This window comes from Citrobacter sp. S39 (assembly GCF_009495675.1).
In the GTDB taxonomy this organism is placed as follows: Bacteria; Pseudomonadota; Gammaproteobacteria; order Enterobacterales; family Enterobacteriaceae; genus Citrobacter; species Citrobacter freundii.
This window is the reverse complement of the sequence record NZ_CP045556.1, coordinates 34,356-56,154: the sequence shown is the minus strand read 5'-3', so window position 1 is coordinate 56,154 and position 21,799 is coordinate 34,356. Positions and strand designations below refer to the sequence as shown.

Sequence of the window (21,799 nt, the reverse complement as noted above, 5' to 3'; positions counted from 1 at the left end):
CCAAGCATGCTCAAGCTTCACGATTTTTGCAACAGAGCCCACACGAGTATTGAGCATAGTCGAGATTGGTGCAGATCACTTCTGATATTGAACTGTCAGGAGCTGGCTGCACAACAGCCATTACGCCCAATCAACTGGTGCAGTCGTCTTCTGAAAATGACATTTGGTATCTCTCATAAACGGATGTTTTTGAGAGAACTATCTTCGGCCTTCACACGCACGAAAGGCGGCGAAGCTCCGCCGTTAATCCGTCCGCCGGAGATCTCGCCCAGGCAGGCTGAAGGCCGAGCAAGCCTGACAGGCCCGAAAAGCCCGGCACGGGCGTCGGCGGCGATGACGGCGGCGGCATTATCCAGGGTTGATGATGGAAGTGGAGGATATCGACAACCTCTCGCGCAACCAAGACATCGCGGTCGGACTGCAAGTGATCTTGAAGCCACGGGCCCGTCCCACCCCGACATGGACCTCGATGCCCGAACGGACGTTAGATTTCGAGTTCTAGGCGTTCTGCGATGAAGGTTGGATCCCAGCCGGGATTGAAAGTGTCGACGTGGGTGAATCCGAGCCGCTCGTATAGGCCACGCAGGTTCGGGTGGCAGTCGAGCCGCAGCTTGGCGCACCCCTGCGTTCGCGCGGCATGGCGGCAAGCCTCGATCAGCGCGGAGCTGACACCCCGGCCCGCATGTGTCCGTCGCACCGCGAGCTTGTGCAGATATGCGGCCTCCCCCTTGAGGGCGTCGGGCCAGAACTCGGGACCCTCGGCCGACAAGGTGCAACAGCCGACGATGCCGTCGCTGCAACTCGCGACTAGGAGCTCGGATCTCAGGACGAAGGTCTCCGCGAATGTCCGGTCGATCCGCGCGACGTCCCAGGCGGGCGTTCCCTTGGCGGACATCCACGCCGCAGCGTCGTGCATCAGCCGCACAACCTCGTCGATATCACCCGAGCAGGCGACCCGAACGTTCGGAGGCTCCTCGCTGTCCATTCGCTCCCCTGGCGCGGTATGAACCGCCGCCTCATAGTGCAGTTTGATCCTGACGAGCCCAGCATGTCTGCGCCCACCTTCGCGGAACCTGACCAGGGTCCGCTAGCGGGCGGCCGGAAGGTGAATGCTAGGCATGATCTAACCCTCGGTCTCTGGCGTCGCGACTGCGAAATTTCGCGAGGGTTTCCGAGAAGGTGATTGCGCTTCGCAGATCTCCAGGCGCGTGGGTGCGGACGTAGTCAGCGCCATTGCCGATCGCGTGAAGTTCCGCCGCAAGGCTCGCTGGACCCAGATCCTTTACAGGAAGGCCAACGGTGGCGCCCAAGAAGGATTTCCGCGACACCGAGACCAATAGCGGAAGCCCCAACGCCGACTTCAGCTTTTGAAGGTTCGACAGCACGTGCAGCGATGTTTCCGGTGCGGGGCTCAAGAAAAATCCCATCCCCGGATCGAGGATGAGCCGGTCGGCAGCGACCCCGCTCCGTCGCAAGGCGGAAACCCGCGCCTCGAAGAACCGCACAATCTCGTCGAGCGCGTCTTCGGGTCGAAGGTGACCGGTGCGGGTGGCGATGCCATCCCGCTGCGCTGAGTGCATAACCACCAGCCTGCAGTCCGCCTCAGCAATATCGGGATAGAGCGCAGGGTCAGGAAATCCTTGGATATCGTTCAGGTAGCCCACGCCGCGCTTGAGCGCATAGCGCTGGGTTTCCGGTTGGAAGCTGTCGATTGAAACACGGTGCATCTGATCGGACAGGGCGTCTAAGAGCGGCGCAATACGTCTGATCTCATCGGCCGGCGATACAGGCCTCGCGTCCGGATGGCTGGCGGCCGGTCCGACATCCACGACGTCTGATCCGACTCGCAGCATTTCGATCGCCGCGGTGACAGCGCCGGCGGGGTCTAGCCGCCGGCTCTCATCGAAGAAGGAGTCCTCGGTGAGATTCAGAATGCCGAACACCGTCACCATGGCGTCGGCCTCCGCAGCGACTTCCACGATGGGGATCGGGCGAGCAAAAAGGCAGCAATTATGAGCCCCATACCTACAAAGCCCCACGCATCAAGCTTTTGCCCATGAAGCAACCAGGCAATGGCTGTAATTATGACGACGCCGAGTCCCGACCAGACTGCATAAGCAACACCGACAGGGATGGATTTCAGAACCAGAGAAAGAAAATAAAATGCGATGCCATAACCGATTATGACAACGGCGGAAGGGGCAAGCTTAGTAAAGCCCTCGCTAGATTTTAATGCGGATGTTGCGATTACTTCGCCAACTATTGCGATAACAAGAAAAAGCCAGCCTTTCATGATATATCTCCCAATTTGTGTAGGGCTTATTATGCACGGCTTACAGCAGGCAAAATTTAACCAGAAAAAAGCCGCTGAATTACTGGGGCTGACTTACCATCAGCTTCGCGCTTTGCTGAAAAAACACCAGATTTAACGCACATTTGCAGATGTCATATTGGCGGATTTGACGCATAACCCCATCAGGGTTTACCATGACGCCATTACTGTATAAAAAAACAGGTACAAATATGGCTCTGGCACTCGTTGGCGAAAAAATTGACAGAAACCGTTTCACCGGTGAGAAAATTGAAAATAGTACATTTTTTAACTGTGATTTTTCAGGTGCCGACCTGAGCGGCACTGAATTTATCGGCTGTCAGTTCTATGATCGTGAAAGCCAGAAAGGGTGCAATTTTAGTCGTGCGATGCTGAAAGATGCCATTTTTAAAAGCTGTGATTTATCCATGGCGGATTTTCGCAATGCCAGTGCGCTGGGCATTGAAATTCGCCACTGCCGCGCACAAGGCGCAGATTTCCGCGGCGCAAGCTTTATGAATATGATCACCACGCGCACCTGGTTTTGTAGCGCATATATCACGAATACCAATCTAAGCTACGCCAATTTTTCGAAAGTCGTGTTGGAAAAGTGTGAGCTGTGGGAAAACCGTTGGATGGGTGCCCAGGTACTGGGCGCGACGTTCAGTGGTTCAGATCTCTCCGGCGGCGAGTTTTCGACTTTCGACTGGCGAGCAGCGAACTTCACACATTGCGATCTGACCAATTCGGAGTTGGGTGACTTAGATATTCGGGGCGTTGATTTACAAGGCGTTAAGCTGGACAACTACCAGGCGTCGTTGCTCATGGAGCGGCTTGGCATCGCGGTGATTGGTTAGCATTCACGGAGCGGTAAGTACCGCTCCCGCCCTTATACAATAGTGTCCGCCCTTGCCTTAAAAGTCACTTTCGACGCACAGAGCGTAAACGTTAGAGGGTTCCGGTCCCCCCATCAGAACACCAGACCTGACCAGACGTATAGCTGTTCTCCCGAGCGGCCAGGGTGACATAAAGCGGCGCGATTTCCACCGGTTGACCAGGGCGTCCCAGCGGCGCATTTGCCCCAAATTTCTCCACCTTTTCCTGCGGTTGACCACCACAGCACTGCAGTACAGTCCAGTATGGACCCGGCGCGACGGCATTGACACGGATCCCTTTCGGGGCCAGCTGTTTCGCCAGCGATTTAGTAAATGCCACGATAGCTGCTTTAGTCTGAGCATAATCAAGCAAGATTTCACTTGGCTCATAAGCCTGTACGGAGGAGGTATTAATTATCACGCTGTCTGGTGAAAGATGGGGTATGGCCGCTTTGGTGATCCAAAACATAGCGTAAACATTGGTTTTGAATGTTGCGTCGAAGTCTTCTGTGGTGAGTTCCTCAATTGACTCACAAAATTGCTGACGACCCGCATTATTGACGAGGATATCCAACCCTCCCAGTCCTTTTACCGCCTGTGTTACCAGATGACCGCAAAAAGCCTCATCACGGATATCGCCGGGGATGGCCAAAACATTTCTGCCTGCTTTTTTTATCAGATCGACCACTTCACGCGCATCGTCTTCTTCTTCAGGTAAATAGTTAATCGCAACATCAGCGCCTTCACGAGCATAGGCAATAGCAACAGCACGACCAATCCCTGAATCCCCACCGGTAATTAATACCTTGCGCCCATTCAGGCGACCGCTTCCCTGATAGCTGTCTTCTCCATGATCGGGGCGCGGTTGCATTTTCCCCGCCAGCCCGGGAAAGGGCTGCTGCTGCTGTTGAAAAGGCGGCGCCGGAAAACGCGCAGAATTGGTTTTATTGATGGTCTTTTTTTCCTTGTTTAAGCCAGCCATTCAATTACCTCTCATTATTTATCACAAAGACTAATAATCGTAGACCAAAATGAATGGTATGACCTATATTATCCAGCTACACTTAATTTTCTCGGAATATTACCCTCCCTACTTTCCTCTACCGTTGCGCTTATATCCCCACCAACGTTAGATTTAATTTAAAAAATATTATTTGAGACTTATCCAGTTCGCAGTGTTAATAAATAGCAACCACACTTAACATCTCAATCTGGGGTATAGGAAGTATAAACCACCTTTTTGCTCCTCATCCGAAGTATCTTACCTGAAATTCCCTCACTCGTTTACCGCTCAAGCCCCAATTTTAACTGCCGGTCCAGCCTAAACCGCTCTAATAAGGTTCGATTTGGCGGTAAAATCTCTAGCCTGATAGCTCGAGAGATACAAACTGCCCCACCGCCCCGTTTAAAAGTTGGCAGTGTTGAGCAGTGTTGGATTTGGGGTCGTCAGTCAAAGAGACGACTCTGTGATGGATCGAACAGGCTGGGAGTCAGTGGCGGCGCTCGTTCTGGTGGCAGCTCACGCTGCTTGGCGGCATTCGCCTTGGCTGTTTTCTGTTTCAGATGCTTGAGAATCTGCTCAATGACCTTCGGATCTTCGATGCTGGCAATCACTTTGACGTGACCGCCGCAGTGTTCGCAGACTTCAATATCAATATTGAAGACTCGCTTGAGGCGTTGCATCCAGGTCATGGCGCGGTGGCGCTCTGCAGGACTCTTGTCACGCCAGTTAGTATCGAGACCTTCCGATTTGTCGGGCTTCTTGCCCCGCTTGGCGGGTGTTACTTGAACTCGGTGTTTGCTGTTCGGTGCAAAGACGCCGTGGAAGCGTGTGAGGTTGACTCGCGGCTTAGGTACCAACGCAGCGAGTTTGGCGATGAAGTCCAGCGGCTCGAAGATCACATGGGTGGTGCCATTGCGGTACGGAGTTTTGAGCTCGTAACGCACCTGCCCATTGGCGGTTAATGCCAGACGTTTTTCTGAAACCGCTGGCCGACTAATGTAGCGACACAAGCGCTCAAGCTTATCCCGCTGATGCGCTTCGGCCATCACACCGGCGTGTAGCGAGAAACCAGCATGGTTGGCTACTCGACTGCTTGAGTCGGCTTTATCCTCACGCCCTGGCAAGGTTTGCAGGGTGAAGACTTTGCGCCCTTGCTGGGGGCCGACGGCAATGCGATACGTAACCGAAGCACCATGTAATTGAGTCAGCGTATCGTCTTCGCCCTCTTCCAGTGTCAACCACGTATTCTCGGCATCACGCTCCAAAATCCCACGCTTTTCCATGCAGCGAGCGATGCGATGGCTGAGGGTGTGAGCGAGCGTATTCAGCTCATCGTAAGTGGGTGCCTTGACACGATGGAAGCGTTGCTTGCCATAGTCATCTTCGGCATAGACACCATCGAGAAACAGCATGTGGTAGTGGACATTGAGATTTAGCGCGGAGCCAAAGCGTTGGATAAGAGTCACTGAGCCAGTTTGTGCAGAGGCTTTGGTGTAACCGGCTTTTTTGATCAGATGAGTTGAGAGTGTACGATAGACGATACTCAAGACCTGGCCCATCAGCTGGGGATGGCGAGCCAGCAAAAAGCGTAGCTGGAAAGGAAAGCTGAGCACCCACTGGCGAATGGGCTCCTTGGGGAAGACTTCGTCTATCAGCAGCGCCGCACTCTCGGCCATCCGGCGGGCACCGCAGCTAGGGCAAAAGCCGCGTCGTTTACAGCTGAAGGCGACCAGACGCTCGTGATGACAATCCTCGCAGCGAACCCGCATGAAACCATACTCCAGACGGCCACATTGGAGGAGGTCGTTGAATTCTTGTTGGATGTAGCGAGGCAGGTGTTGACCTTGGGCTTCGAGTGAGGCTTTGAAGGCTGGGTAGTGCTGCTCAACCAGCTGGTAGAGCAGCGTCTGGTCGGGTTGGTGGCGTTCGTAACCGTTTGTTTGAGTGGGCGATTGACTCGCCGTGGCGTTCCTTGCCAGCGACATGGGTATCCTCCGCTGATACTGTGGTTATGTACAGTATCAGCGGCTTGCGTTCAGACGTCCAGTCTGGCCCTAGACATCGCTAAATGCTTAACCCGCAATAGCCCTCACGAGTTGTTATCAGCCACTACCGGTTGAGCGAGAAGGTTTTGGGTTCAGGGTGCTATTGCTCCACCAATCACAATACTGAAGCCCCAACTGTTATCAGTTGGGGCTTTTTCTTGTCTGTTTGCGGCGGTTGCGTTTTATCGGTAGTCGTCGAGCTCTGCACCATCCCACATAAGAGCTTAACGGTGCGATCTTCAACGCCATCACACAAAACTTTCTTTTTCACGCACAGTCAACTTATTGGATGTTTTATTAACAACCCAAAAGGAGATATTTAGCGGGCGGCCGGAAGGTGAATGCTAGGCATGATCTAACCCTCGGTCTCTGGCGTCGCGACTGCGAAATTTCGCGAGGGTTTCCGAGAAGGTGATTGCGCTTCGCAGATCTCCAGGCGCGTGGGTGCGGACGTAGTCAGCGCCATTGCCGATCGCGTGAAGTTCCGCCGCAAGGCTCGCTGGACCCAGATCCTTTACAGGAAGGCCAACGGTGGCGCCCAAGAAGGATTTCCGCGACACCGAGACCAATAGCGGAAGCCCCAACGCCGACTTCAGCTTTTGAAGGTTCGACAGCACGTGCAGCGATGTTTCCGGTGCGGGGCTCAAGAAAAATCCCATCCCCGGATCGAGGATGAGCCGGTCGGCAGCGACCCCGCTCCGTCGCAAGGCGGAAACCCGCGCCTCGAAGAACCGCACAATCTCGTCGAGCGCGTCTTCGGGTCGAAGGTGACCGGTGCGGGTGGCGATGCCATCCCGCTGCGCTGAGTGCATAACCACCAGCCTGCAGTCCGCCTCAGCAATATCGGGATAGAGCGCAGGGTCAGGAAATCCTTGGATATCGTTCAGGTAGCCCACGCCGCGCTTGAGCGCATAGCGCTGGGTTTCCGGTTGGAAGCTGTCGATTGAAACACGGTGCATCTGATCGGACAGGGCGTCTAAGAGCGGCGCAATACGTCTGATCTCATCGGCCGGCGATACAGGCCTCGCGTCCGGATGGCTGGCGGCCGGTCCGACATCCACGACGTCTGATCCGACTCGCAGCATTTCGATCGCCGCGGTGACAGCGCCGGCGGGGTCTAGCCGCCGGCTCTCATCGAAGAAGGAGTCCTCGGTGAGATTCAGAATGCCGAACACCGTCACCATGGCGTCGGCCTCCGCAGCGACTTCCACGATGGGGATCGGGCGAGCAAAAAGGCAGCAATTATGAGCCCCATACCTACAAAGCCCCACGCATCAAGCTTTTGCCCATGAAGCAACCAGGCAATGGCTGTAATTATGACGACGCCGAGTCCCGACCAGACTGCATAAGCAACACCGACAGGGATGGATTTCAGAACCAGAGAAAGAAAATAAAATGCGATGCCATAACCGATTATGACAACGGCGGAAGGGGCAAGCTTAGTAAAGCCCTCGCTAGATTTTAATGCGGATGTTGCGATTACTTCGCCAACTATTGCGATAACAAGAAAAAGCCAGCCTTTCATGATATATCTCCCAATTTGTGTAGGGCTTATTATGCACGCTTAAAAATAATAAAAGCAGACTTGACCTGATAGTTTGGCTGTGAGCAATTATGTGCTTAGTGCATCTAACGCCTGAATTAAGCTGCGCCGCGAAGCGGCGTCGGCTTGAATGAACTGTTAGACATCATTGGCGTGGAGCCGAGCAGACTGGCGGCTTCGTGCTTCACAAAGTAAATGAACGCAGTCAACTGATCAGCGCGTGAGGCCAAGCAATCCATCCCTTGTCCAAGGTAAGCCTGCTGGGCTTCAAGCAGCACGGGCTGATGTTGGACGGGCAGGCGTTCCATTACCCAGTTGGCAGCTACATCCTTCGGCGCGATCTTGCCGGTTGCTGCGCTGTACCAAATGCGAGACAAAGTAAGCACTACATTCCGCTCGTCGCCTGCCCAATCCGGTTGTGAGTTCCATAGTTTCAAGGTGTCGGCCAGTGCTTTGAATAGATCGCTTTCCGGGACTGAGTTGAAGAAATCTTCCGCGGCCGAACCTGCCAAGGCAAGGCTGTGTTGCCTTGCTTTAGTTAGCAGAATAGCCAGATCAACATCGGTTGTCGCGGGCTCGAAGATGCCCGCAAGAATGTCCTTGCGCTGCCACTCCCCGAATTGCAGTTCCCGTCTGGCTGGATAACGCCAAGGAACAACATCGCCGTACACGACGATGGTAACTTCCAAGGCACGGAGAGCTTCACTTTGGCCGGGAGAAGCGGAAACTTCCAGGAAATCTACGAACAGAGCCTGCCGCACAGTCTCATCGAGCTGTGCAGTCACAGTAACCAGCAAATCAATATCACTGCATGGCTTCAGGCCACCGTCGAGTGCAGAGCCGTACAAATGCACGGCCAGCAACGTCGATCCCAGATGATGCTCGATGACGTTGAGTGCCTGTGATAGCTGTACCGAAATCTCGGCGGGCACTGCGTTGCTCATGATGTCTAACTCCCAATTTGTGTAGGGCTTATTATGCACGCTTAAAAATAATAAAAGCAGACTTGACCTGATAGTTTGGCTGTGAGCAATTATGTGCTTAGTGCATCTAACGCCGCTAAGCAGCGGCACATTTTGCGTTTTGAGCGCAGCGAAGCAAAATGTGTCCGATGGCTTGGATGGTTAACCCCTTTGCCAGATTTGATAGCGATAATTTATATTTGAATGAAATTCCTGCTCGAACACCACATTGAACTCTTTGGGGATTTCCGGAAAGAAAACATTGCCCTCTGGCTCGGAATCTATTGTCGAGATATGTAGCGTGTCGGCATGGGCGATCAGACTCTTGTAGATCTCTCCACCACCAGAAACAACAACATGGTTCGTAAGAGTCTTTAGCTCCCTCATTGCTGCTTCTATAGATGGAAACACAACCACATCATCGTTAGTAGCTACCGATCCTGAGCGGCTGACAACTGCATACTTTCTATTTGGGAGAGCCCCCATTGCCTCAAATGTTTTACGGCCGACTAAGAGCCATTGATTGTAAGTTATTGCTTTAAAAAGCAGCTGCTCACCTTTAGCGTTCCACGGGATATCCGAGCCGCAGCCAATAACCCCATTTCTTGCTTTTGCAGCCATTAGTGATATTTTCACGATACTCCTTTGGGTTAACGCCGCCATAAACGGCGACAGGGTGGCGCGCCTATTGCGCATAAAATGGCGAAGCCATGCGCAACAGGCGCGGAATCTCTGGCGTCCGGTTTGATGGCTTTGTTATGCAAAGGACTAGTCTTCAATGACGTGTAAACCACGGCGCTTTAAGTCCTCCAACGAATCCAACATTCCCCTTATTAATTCAACAGGATGCCCCTCCCAGTCTTCAACAACGCCAACAATTCTCAAGGGTTCGCAGGTTCTATAGGACTGTGTTGGATTACCGGGAAATCTTTTGTTCGTAAGATTCGGATCGTCTTCGAACGGTCCTGTTGGCTCAACTATGTATATGTAGCCGCGACCCTCGAGGCCAGACAGTGACATAGCAAGTTCAGCTCCCCAAACTGCTGGCTCCATCAAGGCTGAAAAGTAGATGTGCTTAAGAATACGACCGTCCTCGAAATGAGAGATGAACCCTGTGGTTAGCAAGTCACCAATCGCCAAATTGGCTTTGGTTCCATGATAGAACGGTCCTTGCACCTGCTTGTAATTATCATGAGAGATGGGAATCCAATCTTTTACCATTTTAAGACCCTTAATTGTTGGGATTTGGCTGCATAACGTTTGACATGAGGGGCGGCCAAGGGCGCCAGCCCTTGGACGTCCCCCTCGATGGAAGGGTTAGGCATCACTGCGTGTTCGCTCGAATGCCTGGCGTGTTTGAACCATGTACACGGCTGGACCATATGGGGTGGTTACGGTACCTTGCCTCTCAAACCCCGCTTTCTCGTAGCATCGGATCGCTCGCAAGTTGCTCGGCGACGGGTCCGTTTGGATCTTGGTGACCTCGGGATCATTGAACAGCAACTCAACCAGAGCTCGAACCAGCTTGGTTCCCAAGCCTTTGCCCAGTTGTGATGCATTCGCCAGTAACTGGTCTATTCCGCGTACTCCTGGATCGGTTTCTTCTTCCCACCGTCCGTCCCCGCTTCCAAGAGCAACGTACGACTGGGCATACCCAATCGGCTCTCCATTCAGCATTGCAATGTATGGAGTGACGGACTCTTGCGCTAAAACGCTTGGCAAGTACTGTTCCTGTACGTCAGCAAGTGTCGGGCGTGCTTCTTCTCCGCCCCACCACTCGACGATATGAGATCGATTTAGCCACTCATAGAGCATCGCAAGGTCATGCTCAGTCATGAGGCGCAGTGTGACGGAATCGTTGCTGTTGGTCACGATGCTGTACTTTGTGATGCCTAACTTTGTTTTTGCGTTGCTCATGATGTCTAACTCCCAATTTGTGTAGGGCTTATTATGCACGCTTAAAAATAATAAAAGCAGACTTGACCTGATAGTTTGGCTGTGAGCAATTATGTGCTTAGTGCATCTAACTTTGTTTTAGGGCGACTGCCCTGCTGCGTAACATCGTTGCTGCTCCATAACATCAAACATCGACCCACGGCGTAACGCGCTTGCTGCTTGGATGCCCGAGGCATAGACTGTACAAAAAAACAGTCATAACAAGCCATGAAAACCGCCACTGCGCCGTTACCACCGCTGCGTTCGGTCAAGGTTCTGGACCAGTTGCGTGAGCGCATACGCTACTTGCATTACAGCTTACGAACCGAACAGGCTTATGTCCACTGGGTTCGTGCCTTCATCCGTTTCCACGGTGTGCGTCACCCGGCAACCTTGGGCAGCAGCGAAGTCGAGGCATTTCTGTCCTGGCTGGCGAACGAGCGCAAGGTTTCGGTCTCCACGCATCGTCAGGCATTGGCGGCCTTGCTGTTCTTCTACGGCAAGGTGCTGTGCACGGATCTGCCCTGGCTTCAGGAGATCGGAAGACCTCGGCCGTCGCGGCGCTTGCCGGTGGTGCTGACCCCGGATGAAGTGGTTCGCATCCTCGGTTTTCTGGAAGGCGAGCATCGTTTGTTCGCCCAGCTTCTGTATGGAACGGGCATGCGGATCAGTGAGGGTTTGCAACTGCGGGTCAAGGATCTGGATTTCGATCACGGCACGATCATCGTGCGGGAGGGCAAGGGCTCCAAGGATCGGGCCTTGATGTTACCCGAGAGCTTGGCACCCAGCCTGCGCGAGCAGCTGTCGCGTGCACGGGCATGGTGGCTGAAGGACCAGGCCGAGGGCCGCAGCGGCGTTGCGCTTCCCGACGCCCTTGAGCGGAAGTATCCGCGCGCCGGGCATTCCTGGCCGTGGTTCTGGGTTTTTGCGCAGCACACGCATTCGACCGATCCACGGAGCGGTGTCGTGCGTCGCCATCACATGTATGACCAGACCTTTCAGCGCGCCTTCAAACGTGCCGTAGAACAAGCAGGCATCACGAAGCCCGCCACACCGCACACCCTCCGCCACTCGTTCGCGACGGCCTTGCTCCGCAGCGGTTACGACATTCGAACCGTGCAGGATCTGCTCGGCCATTCCGACGTCTCTACGACGATGATTTACACGCATGTGCTGAAAGTTGGCGGTGCCGGAGTGCGCTCACCGCTTGATGCGCTGCCGCCCCTCACTAGTGAGAGGTAGGGCAGCGCAAGTCAATCCTGGCGGATTCACTACCCCTGCGCGAAGGCCATCGGTGCCGCATCGAACGGCCGGTTGCGGAAAGTCCTCCCTGCGTCCGCTGATGGCCGGCAGCAGCCCGTCGTTGCCTGATGGATCCAACCCCTCCGCTGCTATAGTGCAGTCGGCTTCTGACGTTCAGTGCAGCCGTCTTCTGAAAACGACAAACAGCCAGAAAGGCTGTTACAGGCGATTTGATCTGCAACCTATTGGTTAAATTAATGTATCAAAAACGATGGTTTTTGTGACAGTCTTGAAAAGTCCTGACTTCTCCCGAAAAATGACTCCCCTCATGTAACAAAACTCGTTACTGTATCAACATAACAATAACCCCATAACTAATTAGCGAGAAAAGAATGAAAATCGGCTATGCACGTAAATCTACGCATCTTCAGGGGCACTGTTGCAAATAGTCGGTGGTGATAAACTTATCATCCCCTTTTGCTGATGGAGCTGCACATGAACCCATTCAAAGGCCGGCATTTTCAGCGTGACATCATTCTGTGGGCCGTACGCTGGTACTGCAAATACGGCATCAGTTACCGTGAGCTGCAGGAGATGCTGGCTGAACGCGGAGTGAATGTCGATCACTCCACGATTTACCGCTGGGTTCAGCGTTATGCGCCTGAAATGGAAAAACGGCTGCGCTGGTACTGGCGTAACCCTTCCGATCTTTGCCCGTGGCACATGGATGAAACCTACGTGAAGGTCAATGGCCGCTGGGCGTATCTGTACCGGGCCGTCGACAGCCGGGGCCGCACTGTCGATTTTTATCTCTCCTCCCGTCGTAACAGCAAAGCTGCATACCGGTTTCTGGGTAAAATCCTCAACAACGTGAAGAAGTGGCAGATCCCGCGATTCATCAACACGGATAAAGCGCCCGCCTATGGTCGCGCGCTTGCTCTGCTCAAACGCGAAGGCCGGTGCCCGTCTGACGTTGAACACCGACAGATTAAGTACCGGAACAACGTGATTGAATGCGATCATGGCAAACTGAAACGGATAATCGGCGCCACGCTGGGATTTAAATCCATGAAGACGGCTTACGCCACCATCAAAGGTATTGAGGTGATGCGTGCACTACGCAAAGGCCAGGCCTCAGCATTTTATTATGGTGATCCCCTGGGCGAAATGCGCCTGGTAAGCAGAGTTTTTGAAATGTAAGGCCTTTGAATAAGACAAAAGGCTGCCTCATCGCTAACTTTGCAACAGTGCCACATAAACAGCTTTTTGGTCAGGGCGATAACCTGCGGGTTAGGCGTAAAGAGTTGCATAATCGGCTCGGCCAGCAAAAAGATAATCAGGCTGAGAGAAAAAGCCACCAGCAGCCCCAGCCGCCAACTTTTAACGCCCTGCCGGTAGGCGGATTCTATTTCCCTCGCCCCCACTGCGCGGCCAATAATAATCTGCGAGGCCTGGCCTATCGACATCGCAAACAGCGCCACGAACTGGCTGATGGTTGACGCATACACTTTGGTGGTTAGCGCCTCGGTGCCGAGAAAGGCGATAATGGCGGTCACCACCAGTTGCGACCCGGCGTAGGAGAGATTCTCCCCGGCTGACGGCAGACCAAAACGCAGAATCGCCCCCAGCATTTTGCGCGAGCACTGCCGCAGCTTCTGCCAGCGAAACACGTAGCCGATGTATTTTTTCAGCATCCACGCCGACATCAGCATACCGATGACGTTGGCAATGCATACCGCGATCCCAACGCCGGTGACGCCCAGCCCAAGAAAGCTGAGCTGGCCGTAAAGAAACAGGTAGTTAAATACCACGTTTACCACGCTGACGGTGATCGGCACCAGCATCGCCTGACGCACAAAGCCGTGGGTACGCAGAATAGGTAAGATTGACGAATATAGCGCGATAATTACCGAAATACCGCCGATGATGCGGATAAACGGCGAACCCACCACCACCAGCTCATCGCTTAGCCCGAGCATCCGCAGGAAGGCATCGCCAAACAGCACAAACACCAGGCTCATCGCGACGCCGATCAGAAACGCCACCACCAAACCGTTGGTAATCACCCGCTCAACGCGCCGAAAACGCTTCGCGCCCAATAGCTGCGCCACCACGATCTGTACACCGACGGTGAGAAAACCGTAGAAGATCACCGAAATGGCGAGGATCTGATTAGCGACCCCGGTGGCGGCGACCGCCTCATCCGAATAGTGCCCTAACATGAAGACGCTGACGTAGCCGAGCATTAATCGCAGCAGCTGTTCGACAAATATTGGCCATGCCAGAGTAAACAGCCCCAGCCGAACCTGACTTTCCATGCCCGTCATCGCTGACGCTCTCCCTTTTTCAGTCTACACACGCACCCAACGCGGGATGATCAACCTTCTACACCCAAGGCGTCTATCCGAACATTGCGCTGGCTTTCAAAATCAGAAAAACACACGGTGGTAGGAGGAGATTCCGGGGTAAAATCGTGTTATATCCAGAGCCTGGACTCTGTAGCAATACTTTGGGGAGTTATCGAATGAAACGTGCATTATCGGCTCTCGCCCTGCTGCTCACCAGCAGTTACGCACTGGCAGACGCGTGTGACAACGCCAACACGCAGGCCGAGCTGAACAGCTGCAGCGCTGAACAATATCAGGCGGCAGATAAGAAGCTGAATCAAACCTGGCAGGACGTGCTCAAGCGCGCCGAGCCCGCGCAGCGCGATTTACTCAAGAAGGCCCAGAGCGCATGGATTGCCCTACGCGACGCGGACTGCGCGTTTATGAGCTCCAGCAGCCACGGCGGCAGCGTGCAGCCGATGGTCAACAATCAGTGCCTGACGGATAAAACCAACGAACGTGAAGCGTTTCTCGCCTCACTACTGCAATGTGAAGAAGGCGATCTGAGCTGCCCGCTACCGCCAGCCAGCTAACGTACGCGAATACCGTCGATGATAATCCGCTGGACGTTTTCGACGGTCTGCTGGAAGAACGCCTCGTCACGCAGCGTTTTCCCGGTGACCGCCTCCACCTGAGTGGCAAAATCGGCATAGTGCTGGGTGGTCGCCCAAATCATAAAAATCAGATGATGAGGGTCGATGGGCGCCAATTTTCCGCTCTTCACCCACGCCGCGATAATCGCCGATTTATCGGCCACCAGCGTTTTTAAATCGCCGGTCAGCTCATCCATCACCAACGGCGCGCCCTGCAGCATCTCCAGACAGAACAGCTTCGACGCCTGCGGGTAATCACGCGATACCTCAAGTTTGAGACGAATGTATTCGCTAATGGCAACCAGCGGTGCCAGATCTTCGCGAAAAGCACGCAGCGGCGCCAGCCAGATATCGAGGATCTGCTGCATCACGGCAACGTACAGTGCTTCTTTAGACGGGAAATAGTAGAGCAGATTGGTTTTTGACACCCCGGCCAGCTCGGCAACCTGATCGAGGCGCGTGCCATGGATCCCATACTGGGAAAAGGTGTTCAGCGCGGCGGTGAGAATGGCCTGCTTTTTGGCGCTAACCGCCTGAGAACGTTTGCCGCTTTTCTTTACTGCATTCAGAGCCATACGCCCTCTCCTTGTGATTTTCTCCTATTTTGCGGGTAGCGAGGGCCGGCTTCAACCGGAAAAAGAAACCGCCGGTAAAACCGGCGGTTAGGTGAGAAACCATAACGTCATGCGCCGTTAGGTGCCGCGATGACTACCATGGCTGTTTTTCCCGCCTTTTTTGCCCGCTTCTGAGGCGCGCTGGGGATCGTTTTTAAAGTTCCCGCCGCTATGCTGGCCCCCCTTACGACCTGCTTCTGATGCTCTTTCCCGGTCTTCAGCGAAGTTACCTGAACCGCCGCGATGGTTTGCCATTACTGACCTCCAGTTGAGAGAACGACATCGTGCATTACGTAGATGAAAAGCGTAATCACCCGCGATATAACGCGGTAGTGATAAGCATAGTCGCCGTAGGGGTGTGAAACGGCAGCTGGTCATATTTTGACATATCTGCCGTCAGGTTTTACCCGCTGACGCCGGGGTGTTCCCCTAATCAACTCTTATCATGGGGGAAAATCGGCGACAGAAAAATGTGACATTATGCGTCAGCCGCACCTCGCGAGGTTACTTCAGCACGCCCACATAGCTGCCGTCTTTCATCAGCCGGACTTTGCCGGTGCGCTTGTGAAATACCAACCGGTACGGCCCCTGAATATAGACGTCAGCATCGGCGTTATATTCCGCCTTCTCTGCCGCCGCGCCGTTCACCGTCACCCTATCGCCCTGCCGGGTGACCGTCACGCCGAAGCCTTGATAAATTTGCTGACTGGCCATCTGCGCGTCCTGCGCGATCGCCGGGGCTGATACCAGCGAAATCGCCAGCAGGCTCGCGCCCATCATGACAGCCACCGCTATTTGTTTCTTCATGCACCTACCGTTGTGTGTGACCCACCAGCGCATATTCTCCGGGAATGAGGCGCAAAAGTTGTTGATAACAATCAACCAAATAAATAGTTAATCGCCAATATTATTCATCATAGTTATTAATGAGTTACTGTTTTGATGCACCGCAGAACCGGCCTTCGTTTAAAAAACAGGCAATCGCGTTGTTTAAGCGAGAATTTACTGGCGTGATGCAGCGAATCCGTCAGCACGGGCTATGCTTAAGGAAGCTTGTTACGTAACCAACGAATTTGACACAGGAGAGTTAAGATGAGTGGAAAAGCAAGTGTTCTGGTGCTCTATTATTCCATGTACGGACACATTGAGACGATGGCTAAAGCCGTCGCGGAAGGCGCAAATAAAGTGGACGGCGTTGATGTCGTCGTCAAGCGCGTACCGGAAACCATGCAAGCAGAAGCGTTCGCCAAAGCGGGCGGCAAAGCGCAGGCCGTCCCGGTCGCCACGCCGCAGGAGTTAGCCGATTACGACGCCATTATTTTTGGTACGCCAACCCGATTCGGCAATATGGCCGGACAAATGCGCACCTTCCTCGATCAGACCGGCGGCCTGTGGGCGTCCGGCGCGCTGTACGGCAAACTGGCCAGCGTGTTTAGCTCAACCGGCACCGGCGGCGGTCAGGAACAAACCATCACCTCCACCTGGACTACGCTCGCCCACCACGGTATGGTGATTGTACCGATCGGTTATGCGGCGCAAGAACTGTTTGATATCTCGCAGGTTCGCGGCGGCACGCCGTATGGCGCTACAACCATTGCCGGCGGCGACGGCTCACGTCAGCCAAGCCAGGAAGAGTTGTCGATTGCCCGTTATCAGGGTGAATATGTCGCTGGCCTGGCCGTTAAACTCAAAGGCTAATTAAGGGAGAAGAGAGATGCCCACACAAGAAGGCAAAGCACATCATATAGGTGAATGGGCGAGCTTGCGTAATACCTCGCCGGAAATTGCCGAAGCGATTTTTGAACTCGCAAAGTATGACGAAAAAGTCGCGGAAAAAATCTGGGAAGAAGGCAGCGATGCCGTTCTTGAGCTGGCCTTCCGTAAAACAGACAAAGATGCGCTGTTCTGGGGCGAGCAAACCATTGAACGTAAGAACGTTTAATTCGGACCTGACCAAATAACATCCCAGCCCGACTGAGCATCACGCGACGCCGGGCTGTTTTTTTATACCGTCACTCGACGCTGCCAGCGCTTCGCCACCCTTTCCAGCCCAAAACAGAGCAGATAGTAGACCACGCCAATAAAGACAAAAATGGCCGTCGGGTAGATTTGTACGCGGTTATTCACCTGCCCGGCCACGGTCGTCAGCTCCGGGACGTTGACGATAAACGCCAGCGAGGTATCTTTCAGCAGGCTGATGAAAATCCCCACCAGCGACGGCAGCACGTTGCGCAGCGTTTGCGGCAACAGAATTAACCGCAGACTCTGTCCGGCGCTAAATCCCTGAGTGAGTGCCGCTTCATACTGCCCCTTCGGCAACGCCTGCAGCCCTGCCAGCACCGAGTGCATCACCGACGCCGCGGTAAACCAGGCCAGCGCTAAGGTCACCGTGACCGCGCCGGGTAAATCGCTGCCGGTCAGCATTGGCAACAGGTACCACAGCCAAAAGATAACGAATATCAGCGGAATACCGCGAATAATCTCCGCCCACAGGTACAGTAAACGCCGCGTGATGCCGGGGAATCGCCATGCCGCACAGGCCAGCAACACGCCACCCGGCAGCGCTAATGCGCCCGCCCCCAGCGCCATCATCAGGGTCAGCGCGACGCCGCCCGGTTCGCCGTCCGCCAGTCGCCCCCACAGCAGATAGTCGAGGTTATCGACAATGACCGCCAGATTAGCGTTCATGCTGAATCCCTCCCTGCACATCCCTAACCTGACGTCGCCGCTTCGCCTGCCCTACTGGCTTTGGCCCCAGGCGGCTCAATAGCAGCCCCAGCACGATGCCGGTAAACAGGTACAGCACGGTGCCCACGGCAAAGGCTTCCAGCGCATGCGCGTTGTAGCTCTCTATCTGCCGCACCTGATAGGTCAGCTCGGCAAACCCAATACCGCTGGCCAGCGACGATAGCTTCATCAGGTTAAGATACTGGCCGACCACCGGCTGCCAGGCATTCGCCAGCCCCTGCGGCAACAGGATGTGGCGCAGCAACCCGGCGGTGGAAAAACCCTGCGCCAGCGCCGCTTCCCGCTGCCCGTTCGGTACGCTTTGCAGCCCCGCCGCCACCTCCTCAATCAGAAACGCCGAGGTAAAAACGCCAAGCCCCCATGCCGAGCAGAGAAATTCCGGCGTCAACCACCAGACGTCGCCGGGCAGAATCGACCAGTCATGCGGATCGTTCACAAAATCACGCATCCCCTGCGGCAGAAAGTTCCAGGCCGCGAAGTACCAGAACAGCAGCTGTACCAGCAGCGGCGTATTACGAAACAGCGACACCCAGCAGCCTGTAATGCCCTGCCCGAGCCGACCGCCCGCCAGCCGCAGCAGCAAAAACAGCGTCGCCAGTACGCTTGCCAGCACAATTCCCGCAAGGGAAACCCACAGCGTGGTGAGAAAGCCCGAAATAATCCATTGCAGAGGCTGCCCGCTGAGCACCCCGAGCCAGTCGAAATTGCTCATCACGCCGTCCGCTCCTGATGCAGCGGATCCAGCACCTTCTGTAGAAAACGTACCGCACGAGGATGCTGTGGCCGGGCGAAAAATGCCGCTGGCGGCGCCACTTCCAGCACGTCGCCGCCGTCGATAAACACGGGGAGCCCGCAGAATTCGGAAAAAATCGTACGCTAAGGTTTTCCGGGCATCCGTAAGGGCCGAAACTTCCCGTCTTCCAGTCTGCGGCTCTGCCGCCAGACGTAATCGCCGGTTAGGTTGATGTGCTCCCAGCCCAGCGGCGACAGGAATTGCAGCAGCTCGCCGTCCACCGGCTTGCCGGCCTCGACCAACCCCTGGGTGGCGCGTTCCAGGTACACCGTGTTCCACAGCACGATAGCCGCCGTCACCAGGTTGAGGCCGCTGGCCCGGTAGCGCTGCTGCTCGAAGCTCCGATCCCTGATTTCCCCAAGGCGGTTGAAGAACACCGCCCTGGCCAGCGAGTTGCGCGCCTCACCTTTGTTCAGGCCGGCATGCACGCGGCGGCGCAGTTCAACACTTTGCAGCCAGTCCAGGATGAACAGCGTGCGCTCGATCCGGCCCAGCTCGCGCAGGGCCACGGCCAGTCCGTTCTGGCGCGGGTAGCTGCCGAGCTTGCGCAGCATCAGCGAGGCGGTGACGGTGCCCTGCTTGATCGAGCTGGCCAGGCGCAGGATGTCGTCCCAGTGGGCACGCACGTGCTTGATGTTCAGGGTGCCGCCGATCAGCGGGCGCAACGTCGGGTAGGCTTGCACGCCCTGCGGCACGTACAGCTTGGTTTCGCCGAGGTCGCGGATGCGCGGCGCGAAGCGGAAGCCTAGCAGGTGCATCAGGGCAAAGACGTGATCGGTGAAGCCGGCCGTGTCGGTGTAGTGCTCCTCGATCCGCAGGTCGGACTCGTGGTACAGCAGGCCGTCGAGCACATAGGGGTCGTTTGCGGGAGAGGGCGAAATCCTACGCTAAGGCTTTGGCCAACGATATTCTCCGGTAAGATTGATGTGTTCCCAGGGGATAGGAGAAGTCGCTTGATATCTAGTATGACGTCTGTCGCACCTGCTTGATCGCGGCCGCGATAGCTAGATCGCGTTGCTCCTCTTCTCCATCCGCGTTCCAAGCTGCGGAAAGGCACCCATAAGCGTACGCCTGGTCGAGCAGGCGACGCGGATCGACGTCCAGCGCACGAGAGAATGCGTCCGCCATCTGTGCAATGCGTCTAGGATCGAGACAAAGGTCGTCTCTGTCAGCCGGATCGTAGAACATATTGGCGGCGCCAAAGCCCACTTCACCGACCAGACCGACGGGATCTATCACCAGCCAGCCGCGACTGGAGAACATGATGTTTTCATGATGCAGATCGCCATGTAGCCCACGCAGTTCCGAGGCATTGCTCATCATTTGATCGGCTATAATCGCCGCGTGGACGTAGTCAGTTTGACAACCTGCGTTTTGATCATCGCGCGCCCGCTGAAACAAAGCTGCAAAGCGATCCCGGATCGGGAGAAGGGCAGAAGGCAGGGGTTCCTCAGATGCGGCATACAGCTTCGCCATTAGTTCCGCTGCAATTTCGGTCGCCTGGTAGTCGCCGTGCTCGGCAACGATGTGAGAGAGCATTCGCTCCCCGGCATATTCGAGCAACATCAGATTGTTCTCACGACCGAGCAACCGGACTGCTCCCCTCCCATTGCGCCATACCAGATAGTCGGCCCCGCGCAGTTCATCAGCAATGTCTTCTATAGGTTTCAATCCCTTGACGATTGCAGGAGTCCCGTCTGGCAATGAAACTTTCCAAACGAGGCTGGAAAAGGTGTCCGCAATGAGAACAGGTTGCGAAACGTGCCAATGAGCAGGAAAAACAGGCGGCATGAACATCAACCCCAAGTCAGAGGGTCCAATCGCAGATAGAAGGCAAGGCGTTCGCGGTCGGGGGCTTCGATCCCCAATACATTGAATAGGACAGCGAAGGCGCGCTCTGCTTCATCTGGCGCTGCCCAGTTCTCTTCGGCGTTAGCAATCATGAGTGCCAAATCGGCATAGCGATCTGCTGTTCCGAGCCGCCCAAGGTCGATCAGACCCGTGCATTGAAGAGTTTTAGGGTCCACCATGAAGTTCGGCATGCAGGGATCACCATGGCAAACAACCATATCGGTGCGCTCTTGGTCGAGCCGCACCGGTAGCTCTCGTTCGACACGAGCCAAAAGATCGAGCTGCGGCGTACTCTTGTCCTCGTCCGGTAAGAAGTCGGGATTGACGGCATTGCGGGACACCACATCAACGGCGCGTCCGAACATTCGCGACAGCCTGCGCTCAAACGGACATTGATCAACCGATAGGCTGTGAACAGCGCCAAGTTGCTGCCCCATTGACGGCCACGCTTTGAGCAAATCCGCTCCAGACAGATCAGCCGCCGGTACTCCCGGAATTGCCGTTATCACCAAGCATGCACCCTCCTGTTCCTCCTGCCAGTTGATCACCTCGGGGCAAGCCACACCTCGACCTTTGAGCCAAATGAGGCGGTCACGCTCTCCAGCGAGCTCACCGCGGCGGGAAGCAGGTGCGATTTTCGCGAAGGCATGCCCGTCACCACGTCGAAAAACAAAATCACCAGATTCTCCGCCTCTGACAGGCAACCAGTCAGAATGCGATTCACCAAAAAAAATATTAGTTCGATTCAATGGAGGTTCCTTCAGTTTTCTGATGAAGCGCGGAGGTGGCTCAACCTGCGAAAAGAAACGAGTTGCTATGGACTTGCACCGGTTGTGTTCCGGTCTATCTCTCATTTTAAGCGGCTTTTTTCTCAAATGCCACCGGCGATTTCCAGCC

The 21,799-nt window shown here is 55.0% G+C and carries 24 protein-coding genes and 5 pseudogenes; 7 read left to right on the top strand and 22 right to left on the bottom strand.

Features of this window, described 5'->3' with window-relative positions; genetic code table 11:
• Nucleotides 1-95 precede the first annotated feature (95 nt).
• The 4 genes and pseudogenes from GFB57_RS23285 to GFB57_RS23270 all read right to left on the bottom strand — a co-directional run.
• Nucleotides 96-164: pseudogene (locus tag GFB57_RS23285) on the bottom strand (EAL domain-containing protein); the annotation flags it as partial.
• Between the two features lie 320 nt (nt 165-484).
• On the bottom strand, nt 485-985 hold the full coding sequence (locus GFB57_RS23280) for a GNAT family N-acetyltransferase (protein WP_047715689.1): 501 nt from the start codon (nt 983-985) through the stop codon (nt 485-487).
• A gap of 127 nt (nt 986-1,112) precedes the next feature.
• Nucleotides 1,113-1,952 (bottom strand): sulfonamide-resistant dihydropteroate synthase Sul1, encoded by an 840-nt coding sequence (sul1, locus tag GFB57_RS23275; RefSeq protein WP_000259031.1) that lies wholly within the window; start codon nt 1,950-1,952, stop codon nt 1,113-1,115.
• Nucleotides 1,946-2,293, bottom strand: coding sequence for a quaternary ammonium compound efflux SMR transporter QacE delta 1 (locus GFB57_RS23270; RefSeq protein ID WP_000679427.1), 348 nt, complete (start codon nt 2,291-2,293; stop codon nt 1,946-1,948). The genes sul1 (GFB57_RS23275) and GFB57_RS23270 overlap by 7 nt, the downstream gene beginning before the upstream one ends.
• A 40-nt stretch (nt 2,294-2,333) precedes the next feature.
• On the opposite strand from GFB57_RS23270, the pseudogene GFB57_RS23265 reads away from it, so the two are divergent.
• Both GFB57_RS23265 and GFB57_RS23260 read left to right on the top strand, forming a co-directional pair.
• Nucleotides 2,334-2,429: pseudogene (locus GFB57_RS23265) on the top strand (helix-turn-helix domain-containing protein); the annotation flags it as partial.
• A 94-nt stretch (nt 2,430-2,523) separates the two neighbouring features.
• The gene (locus GFB57_RS23260) at nt 2,524-3,168 is read left to right on the top strand and encodes a quinolone resistance pentapeptide repeat protein QnrB6 (RefSeq protein ID WP_001749994.1); all 645 of its coding nucleotides are present in this window, start codon (nt 2,524-2,526) and stop codon (nt 3,166-3,168) included.
• Nucleotides 3,169-3,259: 91 nt separating this feature from the next.
• Here GFB57_RS23260 and GFB57_RS23255 read toward each other — a convergent pair whose 3' ends face one another.
• The 8 genes from GFB57_RS23255 to GFB57_RS23220 all read right to left on the bottom strand — a co-directional run bounded on the left by GFB57_RS23255 (nt 3,260) and on the right by GFB57_RS23220 (nt 10,611).
• On the bottom strand, nt 3,260-4,168 hold the full coding sequence (locus GFB57_RS23255; protein ID WP_001749993.1) for an SDR family oxidoreductase: 909 nt from the start codon (nt 4,166-4,168) through the stop codon (nt 3,260-3,262).
• A gap of 464 nt (nt 4,169-4,632) precedes the next feature.
• Complete coding sequence (locus GFB57_RS23250) at nt 4,633-6,174, bottom strand: IS91-like element ISCR1 family transposase (RefSeq protein WP_000050481.1); 1,542 nt, start codon at nt 6,172-6,174, stop codon at nt 4,633-4,635.
• Between the two features lie 404 nt (nt 6,175-6,578).
• Nucleotides 6,579-7,418 carry a sulfonamide-resistant dihydropteroate synthase Sul1 gene (gene sul1, locus GFB57_RS23245; RefSeq protein ID WP_000259031.1) on the bottom strand — a complete coding sequence of 280 codons (840 nt, stop codon included), beginning with the start codon at nt 7,416-7,418 and terminating at the stop codon, nt 6,579-6,581.
• A complete protein-coding gene (locus GFB57_RS23240; RefSeq protein WP_000679427.1) occupies nt 7,412-7,759 on the bottom strand; it encodes a quaternary ammonium compound efflux SMR transporter QacE delta 1 in 348 nt (115 codons plus the stop codon). The genes sul1 (GFB57_RS23245) and GFB57_RS23240 overlap by 7 nt, the downstream gene beginning before the upstream one ends.
• 116 nt (nt 7,760-7,875) lie before the next feature.
• Complete coding sequence (locus GFB57_RS23235; protein ID WP_001749984.1) at nt 7,876-8,721, bottom strand: ANT(3'')-Ia family aminoglycoside nucleotidyltransferase AadA16; 846 nt, start codon at nt 8,719-8,721, stop codon at nt 7,876-7,878.
• A gap of 180 nt (nt 8,722-8,901) precedes the next feature.
• Entirely contained in the window at nt 8,902-9,375 is a 474-nt protein-coding gene (dfrA27, locus tag GFB57_RS23230) for a trimethoprim-resistant dihydrofolate reductase DfrA27 (RefSeq protein WP_001749985.1), read from the bottom strand.
• A 132-nt stretch (nt 9,376-9,507) separates the two neighbouring features.
• A complete protein-coding gene (locus GFB57_RS23225; RefSeq protein WP_001749986.1) occupies nt 9,508-9,960 on the bottom strand; it encodes an NAD(+)--rifampin ADP-ribosyltransferase Arr-3 in 453 nt (150 codons plus the stop codon).
• A 96-nt stretch (nt 9,961-10,056) separates the two neighbouring features.
• The gene (locus tag GFB57_RS23220; RefSeq protein WP_063840321.1) at nt 10,057-10,611 is read right to left on the bottom strand and encodes a fluoroquinolone-acetylating aminoglycoside 6'-N-acetyltransferase AAC(6')-Ib-cr5; all 555 of its coding nucleotides are present in this window, start codon (nt 10,609-10,611) and stop codon (nt 10,057-10,059) included.
• A gap of 291 nt (nt 10,612-10,902) precedes the next feature.
• Between GFB57_RS23220 and intI1 the strand changes: the two genes are divergently transcribed.
• Together intI1 and GFB57_RS23210 are read left to right on the top strand one after the other, a co-directional pair.
• Nucleotides 10,903-11,916 carry a class 1 integron integrase IntI1 gene (intI1, locus tag GFB57_RS23215; RefSeq protein WP_000845048.1) on the top strand — a complete coding sequence of 338 codons (1,014 nt, stop codon included), beginning with the start codon at nt 10,903-10,905 and terminating at the stop codon, nt 11,914-11,916.
• A gap of 495 nt (nt 11,917-12,411) precedes the next feature.
• Entirely contained in the window at nt 12,412-13,116 is a 705-nt protein-coding gene (locus GFB57_RS23210; RefSeq protein WP_001067855.1) for an IS6-like element IS26 family transposase, read from the top strand.
• 53 nt (nt 13,117-13,169) lie between these two features.
• Here the strand turns inward: GFB57_RS23210 and GFB57_RS23205 are convergent.
• A pseudogene (locus GFB57_RS23205) lies at nt 13,170-14,243 on the bottom strand (MATE family efflux transporter); the annotation flags it as partial.
• 197 nt (nt 14,244-14,440) lie between these two features.
• On the opposite strand from GFB57_RS23205, the gene GFB57_RS23200 reads away from it, so the two are divergent.
• On the top strand, nt 14,441-14,836 hold the full coding sequence (locus GFB57_RS23200; RefSeq protein ID WP_053390155.1) for a lysozyme inhibitor LprI family protein: 396 nt from the start codon (nt 14,441-14,443) through the stop codon (nt 14,834-14,836).
• On the opposite strand, the gene rutR is transcribed toward GFB57_RS23200, so the two are convergent.
• The 3 genes from rutR to GFB57_RS23185 form a co-directional block, all read right to left on the bottom strand.
• Nucleotides 14,833-15,471 carry an HTH-type transcriptional regulator RutR gene (gene rutR, locus GFB57_RS23195; protein ID WP_053390154.1) on the bottom strand — a complete coding sequence of 213 codons (639 nt, stop codon included), beginning with the start codon at nt 15,469-15,471 and terminating at the stop codon, nt 14,833-14,835. The genes GFB57_RS23200 and rutR overlap by 4 nt on opposite strands.
• Before the next feature lie 117 nt (nt 15,472-15,588).
• Nucleotides 15,589-15,765 carry a general stress protein gene (locus tag GFB57_RS23190; protein ID WP_053390153.1) on the bottom strand — a complete coding sequence of 59 codons (177 nt, stop codon included), beginning with the start codon at nt 15,763-15,765 and terminating at the stop codon, nt 15,589-15,591.
• A 249-nt stretch (nt 15,766-16,014) separates the two neighbouring features.
• Nucleotides 16,015-16,317, bottom strand: a complete 303-nt coding sequence (locus tag GFB57_RS23185; protein ID WP_053390152.1) for a hypothetical protein — start codon at nt 16,315-16,317, stop codon at nt 16,015-16,017.
• Between the two features lie 285 nt (nt 16,318-16,602).
• Here GFB57_RS23185 and wrbA point away from each other — a divergent pair, with 285 nt between their 5' ends.
• Nucleotides 16,603-17,208 (top strand): NAD(P)H:quinone oxidoreductase, encoded by a 606-nt coding sequence (wrbA, locus tag GFB57_RS23180; RefSeq protein ID WP_053390151.1) that lies wholly within the window; start codon nt 16,603-16,605, stop codon nt 17,206-17,208.
• 16 nt (nt 17,209-17,224) lie between these two features.
• Nucleotides 17,225-17,452, top strand: coding sequence for a YccJ family protein (locus GFB57_RS23175; protein WP_053390150.1), 228 nt, complete (start codon nt 17,225-17,227; stop codon nt 17,450-17,452).
• A 62-nt stretch (nt 17,453-17,514) separates the two neighbouring features.
• On the opposite strand, the gene GFB57_RS23170 is transcribed toward GFB57_RS23175, so the two are convergent.
• From GFB57_RS23170 to aph(3'')-Ib, 6 genes and pseudogenes are all read right to left on the bottom strand, one after another.
• A complete protein-coding gene (locus GFB57_RS23170; RefSeq protein WP_053390149.1) occupies nt 17,515-18,198 on the bottom strand; it encodes an amino acid ABC transporter permease in 684 nt (227 codons plus the stop codon).
• Complete coding sequence (locus tag GFB57_RS23165; protein WP_053390148.1) at nt 18,188-18,970, bottom strand: amino acid ABC transporter permease; 783 nt, start codon at nt 18,968-18,970, stop codon at nt 18,188-18,190. The genes GFB57_RS23170 and GFB57_RS23165 overlap by 11 nt, the downstream gene beginning before the upstream one ends.
• Nucleotides 18,970-19,101 (bottom strand): annotated as a pseudogene (locus GFB57_RS23160) (amino acid ABC transporter ATP-binding protein); the annotation flags it as partial. The gene GFB57_RS23165 and the pseudogene GFB57_RS23160, both read right to left, overlap by 1 nt.
• Nucleotides 19,102-19,134: 33 nt before the next feature.
• Nucleotides 19,135-19,905 (bottom strand): annotated as a pseudogene (locus GFB57_RS23155) (Tn3 family transposase); the annotation flags it as partial.
• 106 nt (nt 19,906-20,011) lie between these two features.
• A complete protein-coding gene (locus GFB57_RS23150; protein WP_000480968.1) occupies nt 20,012-20,848 on the bottom strand; it encodes an aminoglycoside O-phosphotransferase APH(6)-Id in 837 nt (278 codons plus the stop codon).
• A complete protein-coding gene (aph(3'')-Ib, locus tag GFB57_RS23145) occupies nt 20,848-21,651 on the bottom strand; it encodes an aminoglycoside O-phosphotransferase APH(3'')-Ib (RefSeq protein WP_001082319.1) in 804 nt (267 codons plus the stop codon). The genes GFB57_RS23150 and aph(3'')-Ib overlap by 1 nt, the downstream gene beginning before the upstream one ends.
• Nucleotides 21,652-21,799: the final 148 nt, after the last annotated feature.